Raw genomic sequence first — 22,289 nt, 5'->3', positions numbered from 1 at the left:
CGCTAGACCATTTCCCCGCCAGGGGTGCAAACCGAAAGTACCACGGCATCCTGCTCGCTGATCGACACCAGCGCGTGCCCCATATCGCTATCGAAATAGATGCTGTCACCGCGCGACAGTCGTAGCGGCTCATAGAATTCGGTGTAGAGCCGAACCTCGCCGTCCAGCACGGTCAGGAACTCCTCGCCGTCGTGACGCACCCATTCGCTGAATTCATCGAAGCTGCGGGCCCGCACGATAGTCTTGAAGGGAATCATGCGCTTCTGGGCCAGCTCGCAGCTGAGCAGCTCGTGCTCGTAGGTGGGGGTGGGGTGGTGCTGGCCCGCCCCCTCGCGGGTCAGGTCGCGGCGCCCCATGGTGCGCGGCTGCACTCGGGGTGGCGTTAGCAGCTGGGGCAGATCGATACCCAAGCCGTTGATCAGCTTCTGCACCGCGGTGAAGGTCGGCGAGATCTGGTCATTCTCGATTTTGGACAGGGTCGAGCGGGCCAGCCCGGTGCGCTGGCTGACATCCTCGAGCGTCCACTGGTTGGCCAGACGGATCTCCTTGAGGCGCTCACCGAGTCGCAGCGGCTCGACGAAAGGTTTGCGGCCGGAGGCGATGCGCAGCGCGGCATCCTGGTCGGTGGTAGCGGTCATCGGCAGGTTCACTATCGGAAACAGAGTTTCCCCAAAGCGTACCATAAATGGCGGGCCGCGCATCGCCGAGATGACCTAGCCACTGAGATGGCCCAGCAAGAATTCGCGAGGCGCTCACTCGCTGAAGGGCTGTCCAAGCAGCGCCTTGAGATGCGCCTCGGCACCGCTGGCCAGTGAGTCCAGGTTATAGCCGCCCTCGAGTACCGAGACCAGGCGGTTTTCCGCGTAGAGGGCCGCGATCTCCAGGGCGCGCTGGGTCACCCAGTAGAAGTCCTCGTCCTCCAGGCAGAGCTCCGCCAGGGGATCCTCCCGGTGCGCATCGAAGCCCGCCGAGACGAGTACCAGCTCCGGCTTGAAGGCGTGCAGCGCCGGCAGCCAGTCGTCCTCGATGGCGCGCCGGAAGGCGGCGCTGTCGGTGCCGGCCTCGAGGGGCGTGTTGACCACGTTGTGCCATTCGCTGCGCAGGTAGCGCCAGGGATAGAAGGGGTACTGGAAGCTGGTGCAGATTAATGTCTCCGGGTCATCCTTGAAGATATCGACGGTGCCGTTGCACTGGTGGACGTCGAAATCGAGAATGGCGATGCGCCTGGCCCCGTACTTGGCTCGTGCATGAGCGGCACCGACGGCCACATTGTTGTAGAAGCAAAAGCCCATGGCGTCGGTGGCTTCGGCGTGATGGCCAGGCGGACGCACGGCACAGAACACGTTATCGGCCTGACGGCGATAGACCTGATCGACGCCGCGCAGAACTGCCCCCGCGGCCACCCGTGCCGCCTGCAGGCTGTCCGGGTTCATCATGGTGTCACTGTCGAGGGTCACGATGCCGGTTTGGGGTACGCACTTGTCCAGCGCACGCAGGTGGCGCAGCGGGTGGACCCTGGCGAGCTCTTCTTCGGAAGCCTCACGGGCCTCTGACTGCATGGTCTGCTGCAGCAGCCCCGTCAGCGCCAGCCTGGCCCGGATCGCTTCCAGGCGCAGCGGGCTTTCGGGATGCTCCGGCCCCATATGATGAAGGTCGCAGTCCGGGTGCGTTATGTAGGCCGTGATCATGCGTATGCTCCAAAATGACTGACATCACTTTAATGTCCTTAAACCCTTGCACGACAGTGTCAATAAGTCGTACACAGGGTGACTGGAACAGAGCTGGCGGAGGGAGCGACTTGGGTACCCGATTTCTGCGACACTTCTTCGAACCGCGCTCCATTGCGGTCATCGGCGCCTCGGAGAAGCCCCACTCCATCGGTGGACTGGTCATCCGCAACCTGCAGGATGCCGGCTTTCCCGGCACGATCTGGGCGGTCAACCGCAAGGGCTATGCCAGTGTCTTCGGCCAGCCGGGCGTGGCACGCATCCGCGACCTGCCGGAGCCCCCCGATCTGGCGGTGATCTGCTCTCCGGCGCACAGCCTGCCCAAGGTCATTGCCCGCCTGGGACGCTTCGGGGTCAAGGCCGCGCTGGTCCTATCCGGCGGCTCCGACCTCGATGACGCCAGTGAGGGAAAGGGTTCGATCCGTGAGCAGATGCTTGCAGCGGCACGGACGTCGGGCATACGGGTGCTGGGACCGGAGTGCATGGGGCTGATCGTTCCGGGCCGCAAGCTCAACGCCTCCTATGCCAGTCAGCCGGTCAAGGCGGGGCGCGTCGCCTACCTGGGGCAGTCCGGCATGCTGGGCAACGCCATGATCGACTGGGCCGCCGGGCGCGGGATCGGTTTTTCGCACCTGATCACCGTTGGCGACAGCGTCGACGTCATGCTTCCCGACCTGATCGACTACATCAACCAGTACGCTCCCACCCAGGCGATACTGCTGCACCTGGAGCGCATCCAGGACGCCCAGCACTTCATGACGGCGCTGCGCGACGCGTCCCGGCATCGCTTGGTCCTGGCGATCAAGAGCGGTCGCACACCCGAATCGGATCTCTCCAATGTCCCCCCCACGCCCGGGGTAGCCAACCGCGACGTGGTCTTCGATGCGGCCTTCTCGCGGGCCGGGGTGGTCAGGGTCAACGACTCGGATGAGCTCTTCGATGCGCTGATGACGCTGTCCCAGATGAAGCCGCTCAAGGGCGATCGCCTGGCCATCGTCTCCAATGGTCTGGGCCCTGCCATGCTGGCCATCGATAAGCTGATCAGCGCCGGAGGCCGGCTCGCCAGTTTCAGCGATGAGACTCGGCAGGCGTTGCGCAAGGCCGATTTCGACATGAGCAAACCGGGGGAAAATCCGGTCGACCTGGGCGGCAATGCCACGCCCGAGAAGCTGGTTGAAGCGCTGGAGGTCGTTGCCGCCGACCCGGGGGTTGATGCCGTGCTGGTGGTGCATGCGCCAACCCGTCTGGCCCCCTCCAAGACCACCGCCCAGGCCATCATCGCCAACCGCAAGCGGTTTCGCCGCAATCTGCTGACCAGTTGGATGGGGCTCGAGGGCGCCCTCTATGCGCGCCACGAGTGCAGCATGGCCGGCATTCCCACCTATGTGTCACCGGAGAAAGCCGTCAAAGCCTTCATGCACATGGTGGACTACCAGCGCGTCCAGGCGCTGCTCCAGGAGACCCCGCCGAGCCTGCCGTTTACCACCACCCCCGATATTCGCGCCGAGTGCCGCGCCCTCATCGAGACGGCCAAGGCCCAGGGGCGCGAGACCCTGTACCACTCCGAGACGGCGAGGGTGCTCGAGGCCTACGGTATCCCGGTGGCACCCAGCCGGCACGTGCACACCTCAGAGGAGGCCGCCTCCGCCGCCGTCGAGATCGATGGGCCCATGGCGCTCAAGGTCGTTCACGAGGGCAACTGTCAGCCGTTTCGCTACCGCAAACATCCGCACCGTCTCTCTGCCGGGCTGCTGCAGGACCTGCATACGCCGGAGCAAGTGGTGGAGGGGGTCGGGCGGCTGGCCGACAAGGTCCACGAGAAGCTTCCCTCCCTGGTCATCCGAGAGTATTGCCTGCAGCCCATGCAGCGGGGCAAGCACTCCATGCAACTCTGCGCCGGGATCACCCGGGACCCGATCTTCGGACCGATCATCGTGTTCGGCATCGGCGGCTACAAGGTCAATGTCCTGGCCGACCGGCAGGTGGCGCTGCCACCGCTGAACATGACCCTGGCGGCCGACGTGGTGGGGCGTACCCATGCGGCGCGATTGATTCGCGAGCATTCAAGCGACCCCGAACGCGACCTCGAGCGGCTCTGTCAGCTGCTGGTCAAACTGTCGCAGATGGCCTCGGACCTGCTCGAACTGCGCGGCCTCGAGCTCAATCCCCTGCTGCTTAACCGCGACGGCATGATCGCCGTGGACTTCGCCATGGACCTGGGGGCACCGGCACGCTTTGCGATCATGCCCTATCCCGAAGAGCTCAGAGAGTGGGTGACCCTGAAGAACGGCATGGAGGTCGAAGTGCGGCCGATTCGCGCCGAAGACGCCCCGTTGATTACCAGTTTTCACACCCAGCTCTCCGAAGAGAGCATTCGTTTTCGTTACTTCCACAACAAATCCGACCTTACCCAGCGCGACCTGTCGATTCTCTCGCATATCAATTACGACCGGCAGATGGCCTTTATCGCCGAACACCGACGCGAGGACGGCAGCAAGGAGATGCTCGGGGTGGTGAGGGTCTGGAACGACCCCGATAATATCCGTACCGAATTCTCGGTGATCATCCGCGATGACATGAAGGGGCAGGGGCTCGGCAGCCTGCTGATGAAGAAGATGATCGCCTACTGCAAGAGCGTCGGGACTCTGGAGATGATCGGCAAGATCATGGTCGACAATCATCCCATGCGGGCGCTGATGAAGCACCTGGGATTTCGCTGTCGCTACAACATGGAAGAGCAGGTGGTGGATGCGGTCATGCGGCTCAACGAGCCGGTAAGCGAGTGGCAGCGCCACCGACTGGAGAGTCTACCGGATTGAGCGAGCCCCGATTCACCGCCCACAACGGCAGGAATCGGGTTCTTCGCACTTTAGTGTGAACGTGTTTGGCTGATTATGGTGGGAGGCCGGCTCTGCCGGGCGAAGGCGCCGCAGGCGCCCTATGGGTAGTGCTGCGCGCTACTTCGCGAGCTGAAGCTCCCTCCCACAGAGCCAGTTCACGCCAGTCTGTGAAGAGCCGGGGATCAGGGCAAGAGGGAGGCGGAGTTACACGAGAACTACTCGTCGGCTCATCAGGGCGCCATACGAAAATGATGCCAGCGGCCATCACGATTCTCGTAGCGAATACGATCATGTAGGCGGCTGGGCTGACCTTGCCAGAACTCGAACATCTCGGGAATCACGCGGTAGCCGCCCCAGTGGATGGGGCGCGGGATCTCCTGGCCTTCGTACGCCTGCTCGAAGCGGTGCTGTCGCTCTTCGATCCAGCTACGGCCGGGGATCACCACGCTCTGGGTGGCAATCCAGGCACCGAGCTGGCTGGCCCGTGGTCGGCTGTTGAAGTAGGCATCGGATTCATCGCTACCGACCTGTTCGACCCGGCCCTCGACGCGTAGCTGTCGGCTAAGCGACGGCCACCAGAAGACCATGGCGGCGTGGGGCACATTGGCCAGCTCGCTGCCCTTGTGGCTGTGGTAGTTGGTGTAGAAGACCAGTCCTTGCTCATCATAGCCCTTGAGAAGCAGGATGCGCGCATGGGGCAACCCCTGGCTGTCCACCGTGGCCAGCGTCATGACATTGCCGTCATCGCCTTCGACGTCTAACGCCAGGGTCATCCACTCGTCGAACAGGACCATGGGGTCCTCTGGGGCCTGGGCCTCTTCCAGTCGGCCGCCCTCGTAGTCACGCCGGATATCGGCGATATTGCGTGTCATGGCGTTCTCCTCGTAAATTTTGCACATGGTCGCTGCTGCAGGGATGAAGCACAACACCCGATTCACCCCATCGGACTTACACAGGGTCAACGAGGGTAGAGGGGGGCGAACGGACTACCGTGGCGACAAGGGAATTGTACCGTCGAGTCAACCACGAAGTGGCAAGGAGGCGAAATGCGATATCCAGTCTGGGACCTGCCCATCAGGCTGTTTCACTGGGCTCTGGTGGCCGGTGTGGCGCTCTCCTTCTATACCATGAAGCTGGGTGGGGCTCCTTTCCTGTTTCCCGTGGAGCTACATGCCAAGGCGGGCTTTGTGGTGCTCGGGCTGCTCCTGTTTCGCTGGCTTTGGGGGTGGGTGGGCAGCTATCACGCGCAGTTTTGGCATTTTCTCTACGGGCCCAAGCGAATGGCTCGCTACGCCTGGCGGCTGCTCAAGGGGCCGCCGCCCGCCTTCGCCGGACATAATCCGCTAGGTGGCCTGATGGTCATCATCATGCTGGCTTCACTGACCTTTCAAGCGGTCAGTGGGCTCTTCCTGACCGATGATATCTTCTTCCGGGCGCCGCTTTACGGCCTTTTCGGCCGCGATGTCAGTCGTACCTTGCAGACACTGCATCATCTCAATGCCGATCTGCTGCTGATGTTGATTGCAGCCCACCTGGTGGCGCTCATCGTCCATCGCTTGAAAGGAGAGCGTCTGGTGGTGGCCATGATCACCGGTCGCAAGCCACTGCCAGGGGCACCGGAAGATGCGCCTGGCAAGGGGGCCGAGGGCCGTAACCCCCGCCCGTGGTGGCTGATCGTCTCCCTGGCCCTGGCGGCCGCTCCGGTGATCTGGCTGTGGAACGCCTGAGCCAGGGCCCCCACCTATAAGCAAAGGGGCGGCAGGAAGCCGCCCCCTATACTCGCACGCACCGCGCAATCACGCCGGCTCAGTCGGCACGATAATTATCGTGGCAGCCCCGGCACGTCTCTGCCACGTCGGCCACCTGTCGACGCATGATGCCGAAGTCGTCCCCCTGGGCGAGTTCGGCCAGAGTAGCGGTCTGCTCGATCAGCGTCTGCTGGCGTGACTCGAAGTCCGCCCAGTCGTCGGCGATCGCGGCCAGGGCGTCGGTGTCGACTCCATGTCCATCGCCGCGCAGCGAGCCCTCGACGAAGCCCTCCCAGGGCAGAGACGCCAGAAAGGCGAGGTTCTCGGCGCGATAGGCAAACGCTTCGGCATCGTAGTCGATATCGCCCTGGGCCATGGCGCCCAGCGGTCCGATCTGCCAGCCGATCACGCTCAGCGCGCTCTGGCGATAGTGGATGGCATCCTCGATGTCGCTGGCCTGGGCGACACCGGCCACTGCCACTCCCACCGATAGGCCACCGGCGACCAAGCAAGTCTTGAGCGTTACATTCATCACGGTCTCCCTTGAAGTCCTTATCAATTTAGCGCGTTACGAACGAATGCCATGCCAGGTCAGCGATTACCTTCGGCACGCAGCTGGCGACTGCGAAAGCGGGCATAGAACATGCAGCCGGTGAACAGCGCCAAGGCGGTCAGCGCCTCGAGACCGCCCCGCAGCCCCTGGCCGGGCAGGGTCGCGACCATCACCCCCTGAGTAAAGTAGAGCAGGCTGACAAATGCCAGCCAGGCGTGGCCTCTGGGACGCTGCCCGATCACCGACGGCAGGAACAGCACCAGCGGCAGGATGCGGACGATGATCGGCGTCAAGGGGTTATCGCCGGCCTGCATCGACAGGCTGCCCCACACCACCAGCACCATCAGCAGGATGAAGCTGCCCAGCACCAGGCGGCGCGCTCGCTCGGTCAGGGCATCCAGACCATGACGGGCCTCCAACTCCTCTAGCCAGCGTCTCATCGTGCCTCCCGGCGCATGGCGTCGAGGGCGAGGGCCAGCCGAGCGAGGCGCTTGCCCTGGGCCTTGGCCAGGTGGCGCTCGTCCTCGCCAAGCGGTCGGTCGCTGCGCACGCCGGCGACGTGACTGGCCCCGTAGGGGGTGCCGCCGCTGGAAGTGCTCATCAGCTCGGTTTCGCTGTAGGGCAGGCCGGCATAGACCATGCCATGGTGTAGCAGCGGCAGCAGCATGGAGATCAGGGTAGTCTCCTGGCCGCCATGCAGGCTCGAGGTGGACGTGAAGGCGCAGGCGGGCTTGTCGATCAGGGCGCCATTGATCCAGAGGGCGCTGGTGGAATCGATGAAGTGCTTGAGCGGGGCTGCCATATTGCCGAAACGGGTCGGGCTACCCAGCGCCACGGCGGCACAGCCCCGCAGATCGTCCAGGTCAGCATAGACGGCCCCCTCGGCGGGGATCTCCGGGTCCACTGCCTCGCAGGTAGGAGAGACCGGCGGAACGGTGCGTAGCCGGGCCGCGACCCCGGGGCAGGACTCGACCCCGGCGGCCAGCTGTTCGGCCATGGCGCGGGTGGCGCCGTAGCGGGAGTAGTACAGGATCAGCACGTAGGGCAGGGTGTCAGGCATCGTGGTTCCTGGTGAGTGGGAAACAGAAGAACGGGGCGGCAATTAATCATCGCCGCCGAGCAGGGAAAGGACGTCCTCCGGCGGCCGGCCGATGATGGCGCGCCGGCCATCGTCGGCGATCGGGCGCTCCAGCAGCCGCGGATGCGCCACGATGGCCCGGATCACCTGTTCCGGGTCCTGGATGTCGGCGTCCAGGGCCTTCCATTCGGCCTCCTGGGTGCGCACCAGGGCCTCGCCGTCGGTATCCAGGCGCGCCAGCAGCGCACGCAGTTCGCTCTCGTTCAGCGGCTCGTCTAGGTAGCGGCGCACATGCACCTCGGCGCCATGCTCTTGAAGCAGCGCCAGCGCTTGGCGCGACTTGGAGCAGCGGGGATTGTGCAGGAGAGTAATCGCCATTGTGGGGTCTGCCTCGCGTCGGAGCGTGAAGGTGGCGGCTATTGTAGAAGCAAGGCGGACGCCTCGGCCAGCCGCCGATAGACCCAGACCTCACGGCCATCCTCCAGTTCCAGGCGGACCCGCTCATAGCGAATGCCCAGACGCTCGTAGCGATCCAGCCGGGCCAGCTCCCGGGACGTTACCTCGATCAGCTCGCCGGCCACGCGCTCCCCGGGGGCCTCGGTCAGATCCAGCCCCTCGCGGCGAAAGCCCTCGAGCAGCGCAGGCTCGGTCTCGCCGGCACGCCCCATCACCACCCAGCGCACCGGGGCGAAGCGCAGGGTGCCATAGACGAAGACCTCGTGGGTTCCCTCCTCGATGGGCGGCAGATGCCCGGGGCGGTCGTAGGTGTAGGGACTCAGCATGGTCCACCATAGCCAGCCGGCCAGCGCCAGCGGGAGCAACAGCAGGCAAAGCAGCACAAGGCGCAGGCGTGTCATGGGAACTCCTGATCGAAAGCGGTAGGGGCATGCTGCCACGCTTGCCCCTTTGCTGTCCGATTCAACCCTTAACGCCGGCTCTGGTAGGATGTTTCCAGATACGACAATCGCGGAGGTGGCCCATGACCCAGTCGGCACGTGATGATCAGGACTTCCGGGCGCTGATGGGCGATGTCAGGCCACTGGCGAGTGGCGGCAATCGCGCCGATCCGGGGCCTCGGCGCCGCCCGCCGAGCGACGCCCAGCTGGCCCGCCGCGAGAGCGCTCAGGCCGAGGCGGGGCAGGACAACTTCCTCTCCGATGACTTCGTCGATCTGCTGCCGCCCTTCGATCCGCTGGAGTACCGTCGCGACGGCATCCAGAGCGGCGTCGTCGACCGCTTGCGCCACGGCGGCTATACCGCCCAGGCGCGTCTCCACCTGCTGCGGCGCCCCCTTGCCGAGTGCCGGCGTGCGCTGCCGCCCTTCATCCAGGAGGCCTATGCCCATGATCTGCGTTCGGTACTGATCGTTCACGGCCGCGGCCGGGAGATCGACAGCCCGCCCAACGTGTTGCGCTCCTATCTGGCCAAATGGCTGGCCCAGTTCGAGGAGGTACAGGCGTTCGTCTCCGCTCAGCAGGCGGACGGCGGCCTGGGCGCCACCTGGGTGATGCTGCGCAAGAGCGAACGGGCCCGGGCCGCTAACCGCGAGCGGCAGCAGAAGCGCCGGGGATAAGGAAGGACTCACGAGAACCGGGGCCAATTCTGGCCCCGGCGTCTCTTGAGCTTCTACGCTAGTCGCGCCATCAGGCGTAGGCGGGGGCGTAGTCGCGGGCCTTGGCCCACTCCCGTTCGCGGCGGCGGAACAGCGGCTCGGGCTGGTCGACGGCCGGCTGGTAGGCGCGGCTGAAGAAGCCCAACGCGCGCAGGGCGTCTTCCAACCACTGATCCTCGCGCAGCGACAACGCATCGAAGCCGCAGCGAGTCAGGAAGAAGCACTGATCCACCAGCACGTCCCCGATGGCACGGATCTCGCCTGCATAGCCATAGCGCTCGCGCAGCAGCCGCGCCAGGCTGTAGCCGCGCCCGTCGGTGAACTTGGGAAAATCGATGGCGATGAGCGGCGCCTTGGCGAGTTCATCGGCCAGCGCCGGCGTCAGTTCGGTGTCGCTGGAGAGCCAGGGTGCGAGCTCATCGTTCGGCTCGCCAGCCTGCCAGCGCGCCAGCGGTACGATCGCCGGGCCCGCGGGGAGTGCCGCCTGATCGTCGCGCACCAGCGTCCAGCGATCCTCGGCCGGCTTTCCCTGACGAATGAAGGGGCGCGTGTTAAGAGTGTTTTGATCAGGCATAGACCCGCTCCTTGAAGGGTTTGAGACCGATTCGGCGATAGGTTTCCAGGAAGGTCTCGCCGTCGATACGCTGTCCGACATAGACCTGCAGCACCTTGTCGATGACCTCGGGGACGCTTTCGCGGCTGAAAGAGGGGCCGAGAATCTTGCCCAGCGATGCGCCGTTGCCCTGGGCACCGCCCAGCGAGATCTGGTACCACTCCTCGCCTTTCTTGTCGACGCCGAGGATGCCGATGTGGCCGACATGGTGATGCCCGCAGGCGTTCATGCAGCCGGAAATGTTCAGCTCCAGCGGCCCCAGATCGTAGAGGAAATCGAGATCCTCGAAGCGCTCCTGGATGGCATGGGCGACGGGGATCGACTTGGCATTGGCCAGGCCGCAGTAGTCGCCGCCGGGGCAGCAGATCAGATCGGCCAAGGTGCCGACGGTAGGATTGGCGAGTCCCAGTTCGCCCAGCCGCTGCCAGAGCGCGTGCAGGCGGTCCACCGGCACGTCGGAAAGCACCAGGTTCTGCTCGTGGGTCACGCGCAGCTCGCCATGGCTGTAGTCGTCGGCCAGGTCGGCCACCTGGTGCATCTGCTCCCAGGTCAGGTCGCCCGGCGAGTGGCCGCTGCGCTTGAGCGACAGGGTGACCGCCTTGTAGCCGGTCACTTTGTGGCCGCTGACGTTGTTGGTGACGAAACGACCGAAGGCGCGGTTCTCGGTGCGCAGGCGCTCGAACTCATCGATGGCCTCGGCCGTGACCGGGCGACGCTCGGGGTCGACGAAGTGGCGATGCATATCGCTGACGGTATCGCGGGTCAGGGTCTGGGGGCCGTCCTTGAGGTGGGCCCACTCGGCGTCCACGCGACGACGGAACTCCTCCACGCCCAGCGCCTTGACCAGGATCTTGATGCGTGCCTTGAACTTGTTGTCGCGGCGACCGAACTGGTTGTAGACCCGCACCAGGGCCTCCAGATAGGTCAGCAGGTGCTGCCAGGGCAGGTCCTCACGAACGGTTTCGCCGATCATCGGCGTGCGGCCGAGGCCACCGCCGGCCATCACTTTCACCCGCACCTCGCCCTGGGCGTCACGCCACAGGCGCAGGCCCACGTCGTGCACCTGAATGGCCGCACGGTCTTCCTCGGCGCCGGTCACCGCGATCTTGAACTTGCGCGGCAGGTAGGTGAACTCCGGGTGGAAGGTGGACCACTGGCGGATCAGCTCACACCAGGGGCGGGGGTCCACCTCTTCGTCCTCGGCCACGCCGGCAAACTGATCGGTACTGGTGTTGCGAATGTCGTTACCGCTGGTCTGGATAGCATGCATCTGCACGCTGGCGAGTTCGGCCAGCATGTCCGGCACCGTTTCCAGCTTCGGCCAGTTGAGCTGCAGGTTGGTGCGGGTCGTGAAGTGGCCGTAGCCACGGTCATAGTCCCGGGCCAGGTCGCCAAGCTTGCGCAGCTGGTAGGAGGCCAGCAGGCCGTAGGGGATCGCGATGCGCAGCATGGGAGCGTGCCGCTGGACATAGAGACCGTTCTGCACGCGCAGCGGCAGAAACTCCTCCTCGCTGAGTCGCCCGTCCAGATAGCGATTCATCTGGTCGCGAAACTGGGCGACGCGTTCATTGACCAGGGTCTGATCGTGGTTGTCGTAGCGATACATTCAGCCGATCCTGCTGCAGTGAGAGTGGCGAAGCGTCAGGGGCACCTTAACGCCTCGGCATTATTCTATGAAAGAATAAATATTCATACTTTTTATACAAAAAGTCATATAAGAGGTCAAATCCCTGGGGCGCCTGCTATATCCGCACGGACTGCCAGCGGCGTCGCTGCCAGATCCACACGAACCAGGCCGAATTGAGACAGCGGTAGCCGAGCTGGGCCCACCAGATGCCCAAAAGCCCGAACTCCAGCACTACCCCGACCCACCACGCCAGGGGCAGGAACACCAGCCACTGCAGGGTCAGGGTGGTGGTCATGACGGTGCGGTTGGCGCCGGCACCGAGCAGCGCCTGGCCCAGCACCAGGGCGGCGGCGTCGAGCACGATCATCGCCGCAGCCAGCTGCAGCGGCAGGCGTCCCAGCGCGATCAGCGCCGGGTCATGCAGGAACAGCCCCAGCACCTGCTCGGGGAGCAGCGCCATGGGCAGCGCCAGGGCCGCGAGACACAGCCAGGCCAGGCGCACCACGTCCCACCCCCAGCGGTGCGCCTCGCGGTGAGCGCGCTGGCCCAGGGCTTCGCCCACCAGGCTCATCGCCGCCATGCCCAGCCCCACCCCGGGCAGGATCAGCAGCAGCGAAAGGTTCACCAGCACGTGCCCCACCGCCACACTGGCGGTGTCGATCCGACCAAGGATCCAGAACAGCACCGCATAGCCGGCGGCGAACCACAGCTGCTGGAAGGAGTGGGGCGTGGCCAGGCGCAGGGTCGTGACGAAGATTAGCCGGCGTGGCAGGGCGGCCAGAAAGCCGCTGCCAGTGGCATGACGCAGGGAGAGTACCGCCCAGACCGCAAGCCCCGCGAACAGTGATAGGGTGGTGCCGGCCCCCGCGCCGGCGGCGCCCATGGCCGGCAGCCCCAGATAGCCGAAGATCAGCACCACGCTGGCCAACACGTTGACCAGATGCATGAACAGGATGATGCGCAGATAGATGCCGGTCTGCTGGATGCCGTTCCAGTAGCCGCGAAAGCAGAAGATCATCGCCACGGCAGCAAGCGACAGCACTCGCCAGCGAAAGTACTCCACGGCCACGGCGCTGACCGCCGGATCCTGGTTGATCAGCGCCAGCAGCCGGGGGGCCTGCCAGAAGCACAGCGCGGTCAGCGGCAGTGCCGCCAACAAGGCGATGAACAGGCCGGCATTGAGCGGCATGGCGCGCTGCCCCCAGTCTGCCTCGCCGTGCCGCCGAGCGGTCTGAGCCTGCACACCGGAGGAGAGCCCGAACACCAGGGCGGTGATCAGGAACATGGCATAGCCGCCGATCCCCACCCCGGCCAGGGGCACCTCGCCGAGCGACCCCACCAGGGCCGCATCGATCAGGTTGATCAGGCTCTGGGAGAGCATGCCGGCGATGATCGGCAGGGCCAGGCGCAGAATCTTCTGTCGCCGCAGGGGGGAGGGCAGCAGCCCGGCCCCTGCAGGATCGTGACGCACCGCGGCCATCAGCTCGGGTCGTAGGAGAGCACCGGAGCAAGCCACCGCTCCAGTTCCGTCAAGGACATGCCCTTGCGACTGGCCAGCGCCTCGACCTGGTCCCGAGTGATCTTGCCGGTGGAGAAGTATTTCGACTGGGGGTGGGAGAAGTACCAGCCCGATACTGCCGCCGCCGGCCACATGGCGAAGTTCTCGGTCAGCACCAGACCGCTGTTCTCGGTGGCGTCGAGCAGGCGGAAGAGCGTGGCCTTCTCGGTGTGGTCCGGGCAGGCGGGGTAGCCGGGCGCCGGACGGATGCCCTGGTACTTCTCGGCGATCAGCGCCTGGTTGTCCAGCGTCTCGTCGGGGACATAGCCCCAGAACTCCTTGCGCACCCGTTCGTGCATGCGCTCGGCGAAGGCCTCGGCCATGCGATCGGTCAGCGCCTGGACCATGATCGCACTGTAGTCGTCGCCGGCGGCCTTGTAGCGCTCGGCCAGTGCCTCGACGCCGTGACCGGTGGTCACCGCGAAGCCGCCGATCCAGTCGGGCTTGCCGCCGGCATCGGGACGGGGGGCCACGAAGTCGGCCAGGCTGTAGCAGACGCCGTCGCGGTTCTTGGTGGTCTGCTGGCGAATATGGTGCAGCCGCTCGATCACCCGGGTGCGTGACTCGTCGGCATACACCTCGATGACGTCATCGTCGACGCTGTTGGCTGGCCATAGGCCGATCACGCCGCGCGCCTCGATGTGGCGCTCGTCGATCAGCTTGCGCAGCATGACCTGGGCGTCGGCAAAGAGGCTGCGCGCGGCCTCGCCGACCACGGCGTCGTCGAGGATCTTCGGATACTTGCCGGCCAGCTCCCAGCTCATGAAGAAGGGCGTCCAGTCGATGCGCTCGATGAGCTCCTCCAGGTCGTAGTCGTGAAAGACCTTGAGGCCGGTGAAGGCGGGGCTTGGGGGCGTATAGCCGGCCCAGTCGATGGGCAGCTTTCTCGCCCGGGCCTCGGCGTAGCTGAGATCGGCCGCCTTCGGCCGACGCTTGGCATTGCGTTCGCGAACCTGGGCGTATTCGGCACGAATCTCGGCGGTATAGCCCGGCTTGAGCTCCGGCGAGAGCAGCTTACCGGCAACCCCGACCGCCCGGGACGCGTCTGCCACGTAGATGACGGGATGCTCGTAGCCGGGTTCGACCTTGACCGCGGTGTGCGCCTTGGAGGTGGTGGCCCCGCCGATCAGCAGCGGCAGCTCGAAGCCCTGACGCTGCATCTCCTTGGCCACATGAACCATCTCGTCCAGCGATGGCGTGATCAGCCCCGAGAGGCCGATGATATCGGCGTTCTCGGCCCTGGCCGTCTGCAGGATCTTCTCCGCCGGCACCATCACGCCCAGGTCGACGACGTCGTAGTTATTGCACTGCAGGACCACGCCGACGATATTCTTGCCGATATCGTGGACGTCGCCCTTGACGGTCGCCATGACGATCTTGCCCTTGGCCTGGGTATCGTCACTCTTCTCGGCTTCGATATAGGGGATCAGGTAGGCCACCGCCTGCTTCATGACCCGGGCCGACTTGACCACCTGGGGGAGAAACATCTTGCCCGCCCCGAACAGGTCGCCGACCACGTTCATCCCGTCCATCAGCGGCCCCTCGATCACCTCGATGGGGCGGGCGGCACGCTGGCGGGCCTGCTCGGTATCCTCCTCGATATAGGCGGTGATGCCCTTGATCAGGGCGTGGGAGATGCGCTTCTCGACCTCCCAGCTGCGCCACTCCAGGTCTTCCTTCTTGGCGCCGCCGCTGCCGTCCCCCTTGTACTTGTCGGCCAGGTCGAGCAGCCGCTCGGTGCCGTCGCTGCGCCGATTGAGGACCACATCCTCCACCGCCTCGCGCAGCTCCGCCGGCAGGTCGTCATAGACCGCCAGCTGGCCGGCATTGACGATGCCCATGGTCAGCCCGGCGCGGATGGCATGGTAGAGAAAAACCGAGTGAATCGCCTCGCGCACCGGGTTGTTGCCGCGAAAGGAGAACGACACGTTGGAGACGCCGCCGGAGACCATGGCGTGGGGCAGGTGCTCGCGGATCCAGCGGGTGGCCTCGATAAAGTCCACCGCGTAGTTGTCGTGCTCCTCGATGCCGGTGGCGATGGCAAAGATGTTGGGGTCGAAGATGATATCCTCGGGGGGGAAGCCCACCACCTCGACCAGGGTGCGGTAGGCGCGCTGACAGATCTCGATCTTGCGCGCGAAAGTGTCGGCCTGTCCCTGTTCGTCGAAGGCCATCACGACCACGGCGGCGCCGTAGCGGCGGCACAGGGTCGCCTGCTCGACGAAGGCGGCCTCGCCCTCCTTGAGGGAGATGGAGTTGACCACCGCCTTGCCCTGCACGCACTTCAGGCCCGCCTCGATGATCTCCCACTTGGACGAGTCGATCATGATCGGCACCCGGGCGATATCCGGCTCTCCGGCGATCAGGTTGAGGAAGCGCACCATCGCCTCCTCGGACTCCAGCATGCCCTCGTCCATGTTGATGTCGATGACCTGGGCGCCGTTCTCCACCTGCTCCAGCGCCACTTCCAGGGCGGTGGTATAGTCCTCCTCGACGATCAGCCGCTTGAAGCGAGCCGAACCGGTAATGTTGGTGCGCTCACCGACGTTGACGAACAGCGACCCCTTCTCGATGTTGAAGGGCTCGAGCCCCGCCAGGCGGCAGGCGCGGGCGCGCTCGGGCACTTTCCGCGGCGCCACTTCGGCGATGGCGGCGTGAATGGCGGCGATATGCTCGGGCGTGCTGCCGCAGCAGCCGCCGATGATATTGACCAGCCCGCTCTGAGCGAACTCGGCGACGATGGCCGCCATCTCCTCCGGGGTCTGGTCATACTCGCCAAACTCGTTGGGCAGGCCGGCGTTGGGGTGGGCCGAGACGAAGGTATCGGCCTTGGTGGCGAGCTCTTCCAGGTAGGGACGCAGTTCCTCCGCCCCCAGCGCGCAGTTGAGGCCGATGGAGAACGGCTGGGCGTGGCGCACCGAGTTCCAGAACGCCTCGGTGGTCTGGCCGGAGAGGGTGCGACCGGAGGCGTCGGTGATAGTGCCGGAGATCATCACCGGCAGGCGCTCGCCGCGCTCGTCGAACAGCTGCTCGAGGGCAAAGATCGCCGCCTTGGCGTTGAGCGTGTCGAAGATCGTCTCGATCAGGATCAGGTCAGAGCCGCCCTCGATCAGCGCCTCGGCCGCCTCGTAGTAGTTGTCGCGTAGCTCGTCGAAGGTGACATTGCGCTTGGCCGGGTCGTTGACGTCCGGCGATAGCGAGGCGGTACGCGAGGTCGGACCCAGCACCCCGGCCACGTAACGCGGCACCCCGGTCTCGGCGGCCACGGCATCGCAGACCTGGCGGGCCAGACGCGCCGATTCCCGGTTGAGCTCGACCACCAGCGCTTCCATGCCATAGTCTGCCTGGGAGAGGCGGGTGCTGTTGAAGGTGTTGGTCTCGACGATGTCGGCGCCGGCCTCCAGGTATTCCCGATGAATGCGGATCACCAGGTCGGGGCAGGTCAGCGCCAGCAGATCATTGTTGCCCTTGAGGTCGGAGGGCCAGTCGTCGAAGCGCTCTCCGCGGAAATCGGCCTCATCGAGCCCGGCGTTCTGCAGCATGGTGCCCATGCCACCGTCGAGCATCAGGATGCGCTCGCCGAGGCGCTCGGTGAGGGTGGCGGTCAGGGCAGAGGGAACGGCGGCCATGGGTTGGGTCGGTCTCCAGCGTAGTCACGTCCAGGGTGGGGAGCCGCGCCAGCGCTTGAAAGCGTCTTCTCGTGCGCGGCCGAGTTGGCCGCACATGGTAGCAAAATCGGCGCAGCGAGGGCAGGGCGTGGTTAAAAGCCGACCAAAATAGTCGGGATTGTCTCGCCGGATGCTTTTGCTTACCATACAGGCATGTCACCTATGGCCGGCCTGCGGGGCGGCCCGACCAGCGAGACCAACATGAGCGAGATCATCCAGATTACCGACAGCGCCCAGGACTACCTTGCCGAGCTGCTCGAGAAGCAGAGCGTCGAGGGCATCGCGGTGCGCATCTTCATCACCCAGCCCGGCACCCCCTATGCGGAAACCTGCCTGGCCTACTGTCGCCCGGGTGAAGAGGAGCCCAGCGACGAGCGGCTCGATCTCGACAAGCTGGGGGTGTTCGTCGACAAGCACAGCATTCCGTTCCTCGAGGAAGCCGTGGTCGATTTCAATGCCGACCGCATGGGCGGACAGCTGACCATCAAGGCGCCCAACGCCAAGATGCCCAAGGTCAATGCCGACAGCCCGCTGGAGGATCGCGTCAACTATATCCTCTATAGCGAGATCAATCCCGGCCTGGCCGCCCACGGCGGCGAGATCAAGCTGATCGAGCTGACCGAGCAGAACGTCGCCGTGCTGGCCTTCGGCGGCGGCTGTCAGGGCTGTGCGGCAGTGGACCTGACCCTCAAGGAGGGTGTCGAGAAAACCCTGATGGAGCGGATTCCCGAGCTCGCTGGCATCCGCGACGTCACCGACCACACCGACACCACCAACGCTTACTATCGGTGACCCCCCTGCCGGAGGCGCTCCGCCCAGGGGAGCGCCAACCGCTAGCGGCCGTCCCCGTCGGCTGAATCGGCTCGTGTCGATGCATCGGAAGGCCCCGCCACGGCGGGGCCTTCTGCGGTAACGGCAGCCGTGCCATCGCCATCGGCCGGTGCCGCGGCCAGGTCTGCCAGCTGCTGCTCCCGGCGGGCCAGCGCCGTTTCCAGGGCCTGAATCCGCTCCCTCTGCTCGTCTAGGTGGCGGCGCTGCTCCTCGACTCGCCCCTGGAGCAGCGATTGGGCCTGCCGCTGGGCCTCGGCCTGCTCTTCGGCGCGGGTTCTGGCCCACCGGGCCTCCCGATGCGCCTTCTCCTCCTCGCCAAGCGCGCGACGCGCCTGCTGCAGCGCCTCTTGCAGTGACGCCTGGCGCTGCTCCAGCTGCTGCTCCCTGGTCGCCTGGCGCTTGTCGGCGGCCAGACGCTCCTGCCGGAGGTCGTCCAGCAGTCCCATGAGGCGGGCCTCGGCGGCCTCGTGGCGCTGCTCTTCCTGGGCCTCACGGTCCCGATGGCGGGTCTCGAGCTCGTCCAGCGCCTGCCGGTGGGCCTGGGCCTGTTGCTCGACCTCGGCCTGCAGCGCTTCGCCGCATCGCTTGGCATGCGCCAGCTGCGCCGCGACCTGCTCGTGCTGCCGCTGGGCCTGGTCGCGCTCGGCCTCGACCCTGGCCAGCTCGGCGCTGCGCGCCTCCAGGCGCTGCTCGACGGCGGCCAGGTGTGCCGCCAGGGCGGCCTCCCGCTGCGCCGCATCTTCGGCCTCTCGTCTCGCCTCGTCGGCCGCCTGGCCGGCCGAGGCCACCTTGCCATCGGCCTCCTCCCGATAGTGCGCCAGGGCCTCGCCAGCGGCTTCCTGGGCGTTTTCCCACAGCTGCTCGGCCAGCTGCTGAATCTCCTCGGGCATGCTGCGCGGCGGTGGGCGGTCACGGTTCTCCTCGCGCCGCGTTCGCCACTCCCTGAGGTGTTCGCTAATGGTGGTGAAACTGCCGGTGCCCAGCACCTCGCGAACCTTCTGAACGCCAGGGGCATCCCCCCGGGCGAGCAGGGTGTCGATTGCCCGCTGGACGTCCTCGTACCGCACACCGCTGCGTGCCATCTCGCTCTCCTCGTCACCTTGCCGTCAGATCGGTGGTTTCCTGCGGCCGGCACGCACCAGGGCGTCGGCACTGGCGGCAGGATAGCGCGGGAGGTCGCGAAAGGAAAGATTATTACGTATTACGTAACTGTATTTTTATTTATCTTATCAGGAGTAAAATCAAGATTACGCGGCTTATCTTGATTTTCTGGCTGGGGAGCTGGGATACTGACTGGCAACCAGCCACCGCTCGGGGCTGAATCTGGTGGCAACCCTTTGAGGAGGCGCTGTGAACACCTCCCTGTACGCTACCGGCGCCATCCCTGGCGCAGGACCTCCTCTACGGCTTGCCCCCAGCGCCCCTCGCTATGCATGGCGGCAAGCAGTCCGCCAGCGTCATTGGTGCAAGTGAGGAGAGGGAAGGTGAGGAGAGCGCAGAATGAGCCGTGAGCCGGTCCCGACGAGCGTCGTGCCCGATCTGGTCGATTGGCCAGTCGCCGGGCAGGGCGCCTATATCGCGGCGCGCAGCGACGGGGAGGCGGTAGCCCAGTGGCTGGCCGAGTATCGCGCCAGTCCCCAGACGCTGCGGACCTACCGGCGCGAGGCCGAGCGACTCCTGCTCTGGCTGGGTGAGCGGGGCAGGGCGCTTGGGGATCTCCGGCGCGAGGATCTGGAGGCCTTCGAGGCCTTTCTTGGCGATCCCCGCCCCCGGGAGCGCTGGATCGGGCCGCCGCGCCCGCGGCACAGCCCCGACTGGAAGCCCTTCCGTGGCCCGCTGTCGCCGGCCAGCCGTCGCCAGACTCTGGTGATTCTCCAGGGGCTGTTCGCCTGGCTGGCCGAGGCAGGATGGGTGGCCCACAACCCCTTTCGGCTGATGCGCGACAAGCGCCGCCGCCTCGACAATCGCCGGCAGCGGGTCGAACGCTACCTGGAGCGGCCGCTGTGGGAGTGGTTATGGCAGTGGCTGGCCCGGGCGCCGGAGGAGGGGGCCGACGAGCGGGCGCGCTTCGAACACGCCCGGCGCCGGCTGCTGTTCGGCTTCGCCTATCTGCTGGCCCCACGGATCAGCGAGATGGCCGCGGCGCGCATGGGCGACTTCGCGCGCCGCGAGGGGCGCTGGTGGTGGCGGGTGGTGGGCAAAGGGGGCAAGGTGGCGCAGATTCCGGTGCCGCCGGACATGCTCGCGCTACTGACCCAGTGGCGCGAGCAGCTGGGCCTGCCGGCCCATCCCACCCCGGACGAGTCGAGCCCGCTGCTGCGCCGTCTGGATGGCCAGCGCGGACTGGGTGACAACCGACTCTACCGGCTGATACGCGAGACGTTCCAGCAGGCCGCCGTTGCGCTGGAGAGCGAGGCGGGGGAGCAGGCGAGGGCCGAGGTGATCCGGCTGCGTCGGGCGTCCCCCCACTGGTTGCGCCATACCGCCCTGACCCATCAGGCCCAGGCCGGCGTGGAGCTGCGCTACCTGGCCGGCACCGCCCGCCATGCCCGGCTCGACACCACCGCGATCTACCTGCATGCGGAGGAGGAAGAGTGGCATCGCCAGCAGCAGGCCCACGGCCTGCCCGAAGGATCGTGATGGCGGCGCCGAGACGATATAATGGGGGCCATCGCTTACTAGGAGTCGCCATGAGTGCCGAGACCACCGCCGAGCAGGCTCAGCAGGAGCTGCTCGAAGAGTTCGAGATGTTCGATAACTGGATGGATCGCTACCAGTACATCATCGACATGGGCAAACAGCTGCCCGACTTTCCCGAGTCGTGGAAGACCCCCGAGCTCAAGATCCAGGGCTGCCAGTCCAACGTTTGGATGCATCACCGCCGGGAAGGGGGGCGGCTGCATTTCGACGCCGTCTCGGATGCCGCCATCGTCTCGGGTCTGATCGCGGTGCTGATGCGCATCTACAACGATCGTCCGGCGGCGGAAATCCGCGACACCAGCCCGCATTTCCTCTCCGACCTAGGCCTGGACAAGCACCTGTCGCCGACCCGCAGCAACGGCTTGAACAGTATGCTGGCACGCATCTATGAGATCGCCGAGCAGGAGGCGGCCTGAGGGGCGCTCAGTCGCGCGCGCTGCTTCCCGGGGCTGAGCGAGGACGGAAATGCTCGTCGAGCTCCGGGTCCTCCCGGCAGAGGCGCTCACTGGGCCCGCCGGGCACCGGGTCGATGCCGCCCTCGCAGCCGGGATGGCAGCGGGAGATCCGCCTGATCGCCATCAGGCTGCCCTTCACAGGCCCATGGACACGCAGGGCTTCCAGGGTGTAATGGGAGCAGCTCGGCCAGTAGCGGCAGCGCGGCCCCAGCAGCGGGCTAAGCGTCACCTGATAGAGCTTGACTAGGGCGACCAGCAGCAGCAGGGACACTCGGCGCATGAGCCCCAACGGCCAGGCTAGCCAGCGGGGCATCGCTCAGCCCCTGTCCTTGGCGTAGAGGGTGTCGGGGTCGATCAGCGGGTCACTGCTGATGCGCGCTTCCTGGCCCTCCAGCGCCACATAGAAGCAGCTGCGCCGCCCGGTATGACAGGCCGGCCCGGTCTGATCCACCTGCAGCAGCAGGGTGTCGCCGTCGCAGTCTAGGCGGGCAGTACACAGGTGCTGCTGCTGACCCGACGACTCCCCCTTGCGCCACAGCTTGCCCCGCGACCGCGACCAATAGCAGACGTGGCCGGTCTCGAGGGTCTCGTCCAGCGCCTCACGGTTCATCCAGGCCATCATCAACACCTCGCCGCTGTCATGCTGCTGGGCGATGGCGGGGATCAGGCCATCGGCGTTGAAGCGTACGGCATTGAGAATGGCATCACGCGGCCAGCGCGAGTCGCGCTGGGCACGCTCCAGTTCCTTGAAGGTCTCGGCCATTGGAGCTCCTGCGGGTGAAAATAGGGCGGCGGATCGAGATATCGAGCTCAAGACGCCTGCGAGGCCGCCCCCTGGCGACTCTCCTGGCAGCTCTCGCAACGCCCCAGTAGTTCGATGGTCTGACGCTCGATGCGAAACCCCAGGGTCTGGGCGCGGGCGTCGAGCTGCGCATTGACATCATCCAGGTGCAGCTCCTCGACGCGGCCACAGTCGCGGCAGATCAGCAGCTGGAAGCCGTGGGCGTGCTCGGGACAGGGGCAGGCGACATAGGCGTTGAGCGACTCGATGCGGTGCACCAGCCCCTGGTCGATCAGAAAGTCCAGGGCGCGATAGATGGTCGGCGGGCGGGCGGCGGCGTGCTCCACGGCCAGCCGGTCGAGAAGCTCATACGCCTTGAGGCCGCCACTGGCGTCGGCGATCATCTCCAGCACGCGTCGACGAATCGGCGTGAAACGGGCACCGTGTCGCTGACACTGTCGTTCAGCCTGCAGGAGCAGGGTGGTGGAGTCGGCCATG

General features: G+C 65.9%; 22 protein-coding genes. 6 read left to right on the top strand and 16 right to left on the bottom strand.

Annotated elements, in window-relative coordinates; genetic code table 11:
* Nucleotides 1-2 precede the first annotated feature (2 nt).
* Complete coding sequence (locus tag ACZIYR_RS09420) at nucleotides 3-638, bottom strand: helix-turn-helix domain-containing protein (RefSeq protein ID WP_473033511.1); 636 nt, start codon at nucleotides 636-638, stop codon at nucleotides 3-5.
* 114 nt (nucleotides 639-752) lie between these two features.
* On the bottom strand, nucleotides 753-1,688 hold the full coding sequence (locus ACZIYR_RS09415) for a histone deacetylase family protein (protein WP_473033510.1): 936 nt from the start codon (nucleotides 1,686-1,688) through the stop codon (nucleotides 753-755).
* A gap of 110 nt (nucleotides 1,689-1,798) precedes the next feature.
* On the opposite strand from ACZIYR_RS09415, the gene ACZIYR_RS09410 reads away from it, so the two are divergent.
* Nucleotides 1,799-4,546 carry a bifunctional acetate--CoA ligase family protein/GNAT family N-acetyltransferase gene (locus tag ACZIYR_RS09410; RefSeq protein ID WP_483529006.1) on the top strand — a complete coding sequence of 916 codons (2,748 nt, stop codon included), beginning with the start codon at nucleotides 1,799-1,801 and terminating at the stop codon, nucleotides 4,544-4,546.
* A 251-nt stretch (nucleotides 4,547-4,797) separates the two neighbouring features.
* Here the strand turns inward: ACZIYR_RS09410 and pdxH are convergent, their stop codons facing one another.
* Nucleotides 4,798-5,439: a pyridoxamine 5'-phosphate oxidase gene (gene pdxH, locus ACZIYR_RS09405; RefSeq protein ID WP_483529005.1), complete on the bottom strand. Its 642-nt coding sequence runs from the start codon at nucleotides 5,437-5,439 to the stop codon at nucleotides 4,798-4,800.
* Between the two features lie 174 nt (nucleotides 5,440-5,613).
* Between pdxH and ACZIYR_RS09400 the strand changes: the two genes are divergently transcribed.
* Nucleotides 5,614-6,294 (top strand): cytochrome b/b6 domain-containing protein, encoded by a 681-nt coding sequence (locus ACZIYR_RS09400; protein ID WP_483529004.1) that lies wholly within the window; start codon nucleotides 5,614-5,616, stop codon nucleotides 6,292-6,294.
* Between the two features lie 79 nt (nucleotides 6,295-6,373).
* Here ACZIYR_RS09400 and ACZIYR_RS09395 read toward each other — a convergent pair whose 3' ends face one another.
* Genes ACZIYR_RS09395 through ACZIYR_RS09375 form a run of 5 tightly spaced genes read right to left on the bottom strand, consistent with a single transcriptional unit; the run spans nucleotide 6,374 to nucleotide 8,803 of the window.
* The gene (locus ACZIYR_RS09395; protein ID WP_483529003.1) at nucleotides 6,374-6,847 is read right to left on the bottom strand and encodes a c-type cytochrome; all 474 of its coding nucleotides are present in this window, start codon (nucleotides 6,845-6,847) and stop codon (nucleotides 6,374-6,376) included.
* A gap of 59 nt (nucleotides 6,848-6,906) precedes the next feature.
* Entirely contained in the window at nucleotides 6,907-7,308 is a 402-nt protein-coding gene (locus ACZIYR_RS09390) for a DUF2069 domain-containing protein (RefSeq protein ID WP_473033506.1), read from the bottom strand.
* The gene (gene wrbA / locus ACZIYR_RS09385; protein ID WP_483529002.1) at nucleotides 7,305-7,928 is read right to left on the bottom strand and encodes an NAD(P)H:quinone oxidoreductase; all 624 of its coding nucleotides are present in this window, start codon (nucleotides 7,926-7,928) and stop codon (nucleotides 7,305-7,307) included. The genes ACZIYR_RS09390 and wrbA overlap by 4 nt, the downstream gene beginning before the upstream one ends.
* Before the next feature lie 42 nt (nucleotides 7,929-7,970).
* Nucleotides 7,971-8,324: an arsenate reductase (glutaredoxin) gene (gene arsC, locus ACZIYR_RS09380; RefSeq protein ID WP_483529001.1), complete on the bottom strand. Its 354-nt coding sequence runs from the start codon at nucleotides 8,322-8,324 to the stop codon at nucleotides 7,971-7,973.
* Nucleotides 8,325-8,362: 38 nt separating this feature from the next.
* Complete coding sequence (locus ACZIYR_RS09375; protein WP_473033504.1) at nucleotides 8,363-8,803, bottom strand: gamma-glutamylcyclotransferase family protein; 441 nt, start codon at nucleotides 8,801-8,803, stop codon at nucleotides 8,363-8,365.
* Between the two features lie 122 nt (nucleotides 8,804-8,925).
* Here ACZIYR_RS09375 and smrA point away from each other — a divergent pair, with 122 nt between their 5' ends.
* Nucleotides 8,926-9,519 carry a DNA endonuclease SmrA gene (gene smrA / locus ACZIYR_RS09370; RefSeq protein WP_483529000.1) on the top strand — a complete coding sequence of 198 codons (594 nt, stop codon included), beginning with the start codon at nucleotides 8,926-8,928 and terminating at the stop codon, nucleotides 9,517-9,519.
* A gap of 70 nt (nucleotides 9,520-9,589) precedes the next feature.
* Here the strand turns inward: smrA and ACZIYR_RS09365 are convergent, their stop codons facing one another.
* The 4 genes from ACZIYR_RS09365 to metH all read right to left on the bottom strand — a co-directional run bounded on the left by ACZIYR_RS09365 (nucleotide 9,590) and on the right by metH (nucleotide 16,985).
* Nucleotides 9,590-10,132 carry a DUF934 domain-containing protein gene (locus ACZIYR_RS09365; RefSeq protein ID WP_473033502.1) on the bottom strand — a complete coding sequence of 181 codons (543 nt, stop codon included), beginning with the start codon at nucleotides 10,130-10,132 and terminating at the stop codon, nucleotides 9,590-9,592.
* A complete protein-coding gene (locus tag ACZIYR_RS09360) occupies nucleotides 10,125-11,777 on the bottom strand; it encodes a nitrite/sulfite reductase (RefSeq protein ID WP_473033501.1) in 1,653 nt (550 codons plus the stop codon). Before ACZIYR_RS09360 ends, ACZIYR_RS09365 begins: the two co-directional genes overlap by 8 nt.
* Before the next feature lie 136 nt (nucleotides 11,778-11,913).
* Nucleotides 11,914-13,278 (bottom strand): MATE family efflux transporter, encoded by a 1,365-nt coding sequence (locus ACZIYR_RS09355; RefSeq protein WP_483528999.1) that lies wholly within the window; start codon nucleotides 13,276-13,278, stop codon nucleotides 11,914-11,916.
* Nucleotides 13,278-16,985, bottom strand: coding sequence for a methionine synthase (gene metH / locus ACZIYR_RS09350; protein WP_483528998.1), 3,708 nt, complete (start codon nucleotides 16,983-16,985; stop codon nucleotides 13,278-13,280). Before metH ends, ACZIYR_RS09355 begins: the two co-directional genes overlap by 1 nt.
* A gap of 240 nt (nucleotides 16,986-17,225) precedes the next feature.
* Here metH and nfuA point away from each other — a divergent pair, with 240 nt between their 5' ends.
* Nucleotides 17,226-17,816, top strand: a complete 591-nt coding sequence (nfuA, locus tag ACZIYR_RS09345; RefSeq protein ID WP_473033500.1) for a Fe-S biogenesis protein NfuA — start codon at nucleotides 17,226-17,228, stop codon at nucleotides 17,814-17,816.
* A 41-nt stretch (nucleotides 17,817-17,857) separates the two neighbouring features.
* Here the strand turns inward: nfuA and ACZIYR_RS09340 are convergent, their stop codons facing one another.
* Complete coding sequence (locus ACZIYR_RS09340) at nucleotides 17,858-18,937, bottom strand: DNA-binding protein (RefSeq protein ID WP_483528997.1); 1,080 nt, start codon at nucleotides 18,935-18,937, stop codon at nucleotides 17,858-17,860.
* A 418-nt stretch (nucleotides 18,938-19,355) separates the two neighbouring features.
* Here ACZIYR_RS09340 and ACZIYR_RS09335 point away from each other — a divergent pair, with 418 nt between their 5' ends.
* Nucleotides 19,356-20,495, top strand: coding sequence for a tyrosine-type recombinase/integrase (locus ACZIYR_RS09335; protein WP_483528996.1), 1,140 nt, complete (start codon nucleotides 19,356-19,358; stop codon nucleotides 20,493-20,495).
* Between the two features lie 50 nt (nucleotides 20,496-20,545).
* Nucleotides 20,546-20,971, top strand: coding sequence for a SufE family protein (locus ACZIYR_RS09330; protein WP_473033495.1), 426 nt, complete (start codon nucleotides 20,546-20,548; stop codon nucleotides 20,969-20,971).
* Between the two features lie 7 nt (nucleotides 20,972-20,978).
* Here the strand turns inward: ACZIYR_RS09330 and yidD are convergent, their stop codons facing one another.
* The 3 genes from yidD to ACZIYR_RS09315 are packed head-to-tail and all read right to left on the bottom strand — an operon-like array spanning nucleotide 20,979 to nucleotide 22,288.
* Nucleotides 20,979-21,323: a membrane protein insertion efficiency factor YidD gene (gene yidD, locus ACZIYR_RS09325; RefSeq protein WP_483528995.1), complete on the bottom strand. Its 345-nt coding sequence runs from the start codon at nucleotides 21,321-21,323 to the stop codon at nucleotides 20,979-20,981.
* A 3-nt stretch (nucleotides 21,324-21,326) separates the two neighbouring features.
* Nucleotides 21,327-21,773, bottom strand: a complete 447-nt coding sequence (hisI, locus tag ACZIYR_RS09320) for a phosphoribosyl-AMP cyclohydrolase (RefSeq protein WP_473033493.1) — start codon at nucleotides 21,771-21,773, stop codon at nucleotides 21,327-21,329.
* Nucleotides 21,774-21,820: 47 nt separating this feature from the next.
* Nucleotides 21,821-22,288, bottom strand: coding sequence for a Fur family transcriptional regulator (locus ACZIYR_RS09315; RefSeq protein ID WP_473033492.1), 468 nt, complete (start codon nucleotides 22,286-22,288; stop codon nucleotides 21,821-21,823).
* Nucleotide 22,289: the final 1 nt, after the last annotated feature.

It is taken from the genome of Billgrantia sp. NRB1, assembly GCF_056921725.1.
Note: the sequence above shows the minus strand (reverse complement) of the source record. Positions and strands in the feature narration are given on the sequence as shown.

What these genes read in the sequence shown, in the direction of transcription:
- ACZIYR_RS09420 (WP_473033511.1), bottom strand. Translation starts at nt 638, where the DNA reads ATGACCGCTACCACCGACCAGGATGCCGCGCTGCGCATCGCCTCCGGC.
- ACZIYR_RS09400 (WP_483529004.1), top strand. Translation starts at nt 5,614, where the DNA reads ATGCGATATCCAGTCTGGGACCTGCCCATCAGGCTGTTTCACTGGGCT.
- nfuA (WP_473033500.1), top strand. Translation starts at nt 17,226, where the DNA reads ATGAGCGAGATCATCCAGATTACCGACAGCGCCCAGGACTACCTTGCC.
- arsC (WP_483529001.1), bottom strand. Translation starts at nt 8,324, where the DNA reads ATGGCGATTACTCTCCTGCACAATCCCCGCTGCTCCAAGTCGCGCCAA.
- ACZIYR_RS09395 (WP_483529003.1), bottom strand. Translation starts at nt 6,847, where the DNA reads ATGAATGTAACGCTCAAGACTTGCTTGGTCGCCGGTGGCCTATCGGTG.
- wrbA (WP_483529002.1), bottom strand. Translation starts at nt 7,928, where the DNA reads ATGCCTGACACCCTGCCCTACGTGCTGATCCTGTACTACTCCCGCTAC.
- metH (WP_483528998.1), bottom strand. Translation starts at nt 16,985, where the DNA reads ATGGCCGCCGTTCCCTCTGCCCTGACCGCCACCCTCACCGAGCGCCTC.
- pdxH (WP_483529005.1), bottom strand. Translation starts at nt 5,439, where the DNA reads ATGACACGCAATATCGCCGATATCCGGCGTGACTACGAGGGCGGCCGA.
- hisI (WP_473033493.1), bottom strand. Translation starts at nt 21,773, where the DNA reads ATGGCCGAGACCTTCAAGGAACTGGAGCGTGCCCAGCGCGACTCGCGC.
- ACZIYR_RS09340 (WP_483528997.1), bottom strand. Translation starts at nt 18,937, where the DNA reads ATGGCACGCAGCGGTGTGCGGTACGAGGACGTCCAGCGGGCAATCGAC.
- ACZIYR_RS09375 (WP_473033504.1), bottom strand. Translation starts at nt 8,803, where the DNA reads ATGACACGCCTGCGCCTTGTGCTGCTTTGCCTGCTGTTGCTCCCGCTG.
- ACZIYR_RS09355 (WP_483528999.1), bottom strand. Translation starts at nt 13,278, where the DNA reads ATGGCCGCGGTGCGTCACGATCCTGCAGGGGCCGGGCTGCTGCCCTCC.
- ACZIYR_RS09415 (WP_473033510.1), bottom strand. Translation starts at nt 1,688, where the DNA reads ATGATCACGGCCTACATAACGCACCCGGACTGCGACCTTCATCATATG.
- ACZIYR_RS09335 (WP_483528996.1), top strand. Translation starts at nt 19,356, where the DNA reads ATGAGCCGTGAGCCGGTCCCGACGAGCGTCGTGCCCGATCTGGTCGAT.
- ACZIYR_RS09315 (WP_473033492.1), bottom strand. Translation starts at nt 22,288, where the DNA reads ATGGCCGACTCCACCACCCTGCTCCTGCAGGCTGAACGACAGTGTCAG.
- ACZIYR_RS09365 (WP_473033502.1), bottom strand. Translation starts at nt 10,132, where the DNA reads ATGCCTGATCAAAACACTCTTAACACGCGCCCCTTCATTCGTCAGGGA.
- ACZIYR_RS09360 (WP_473033501.1), bottom strand. Translation starts at nt 11,777, where the DNA reads ATGTATCGCTACGACAACCACGATCAGACCCTGGTCAATGAACGCGTC.
- smrA (WP_483529000.1), top strand. Translation starts at nt 8,926, where the DNA reads ATGACCCAGTCGGCACGTGATGATCAGGACTTCCGGGCGCTGATGGGC.
- yidD (WP_483528995.1), bottom strand. Translation starts at nt 21,323, where the DNA reads ATGCCCCGCTGGCTAGCCTGGCCGTTGGGGCTCATGCGCCGAGTGTCC.
- ACZIYR_RS09390 (WP_473033506.1), bottom strand. Translation starts at nt 7,308, where the DNA reads ATGAGACGCTGGCTAGAGGAGTTGGAGGCCCGTCATGGTCTGGATGCC.
- ACZIYR_RS09330 (WP_473033495.1), top strand. Translation starts at nt 20,546, where the DNA reads ATGAGTGCCGAGACCACCGCCGAGCAGGCTCAGCAGGAGCTGCTCGAA.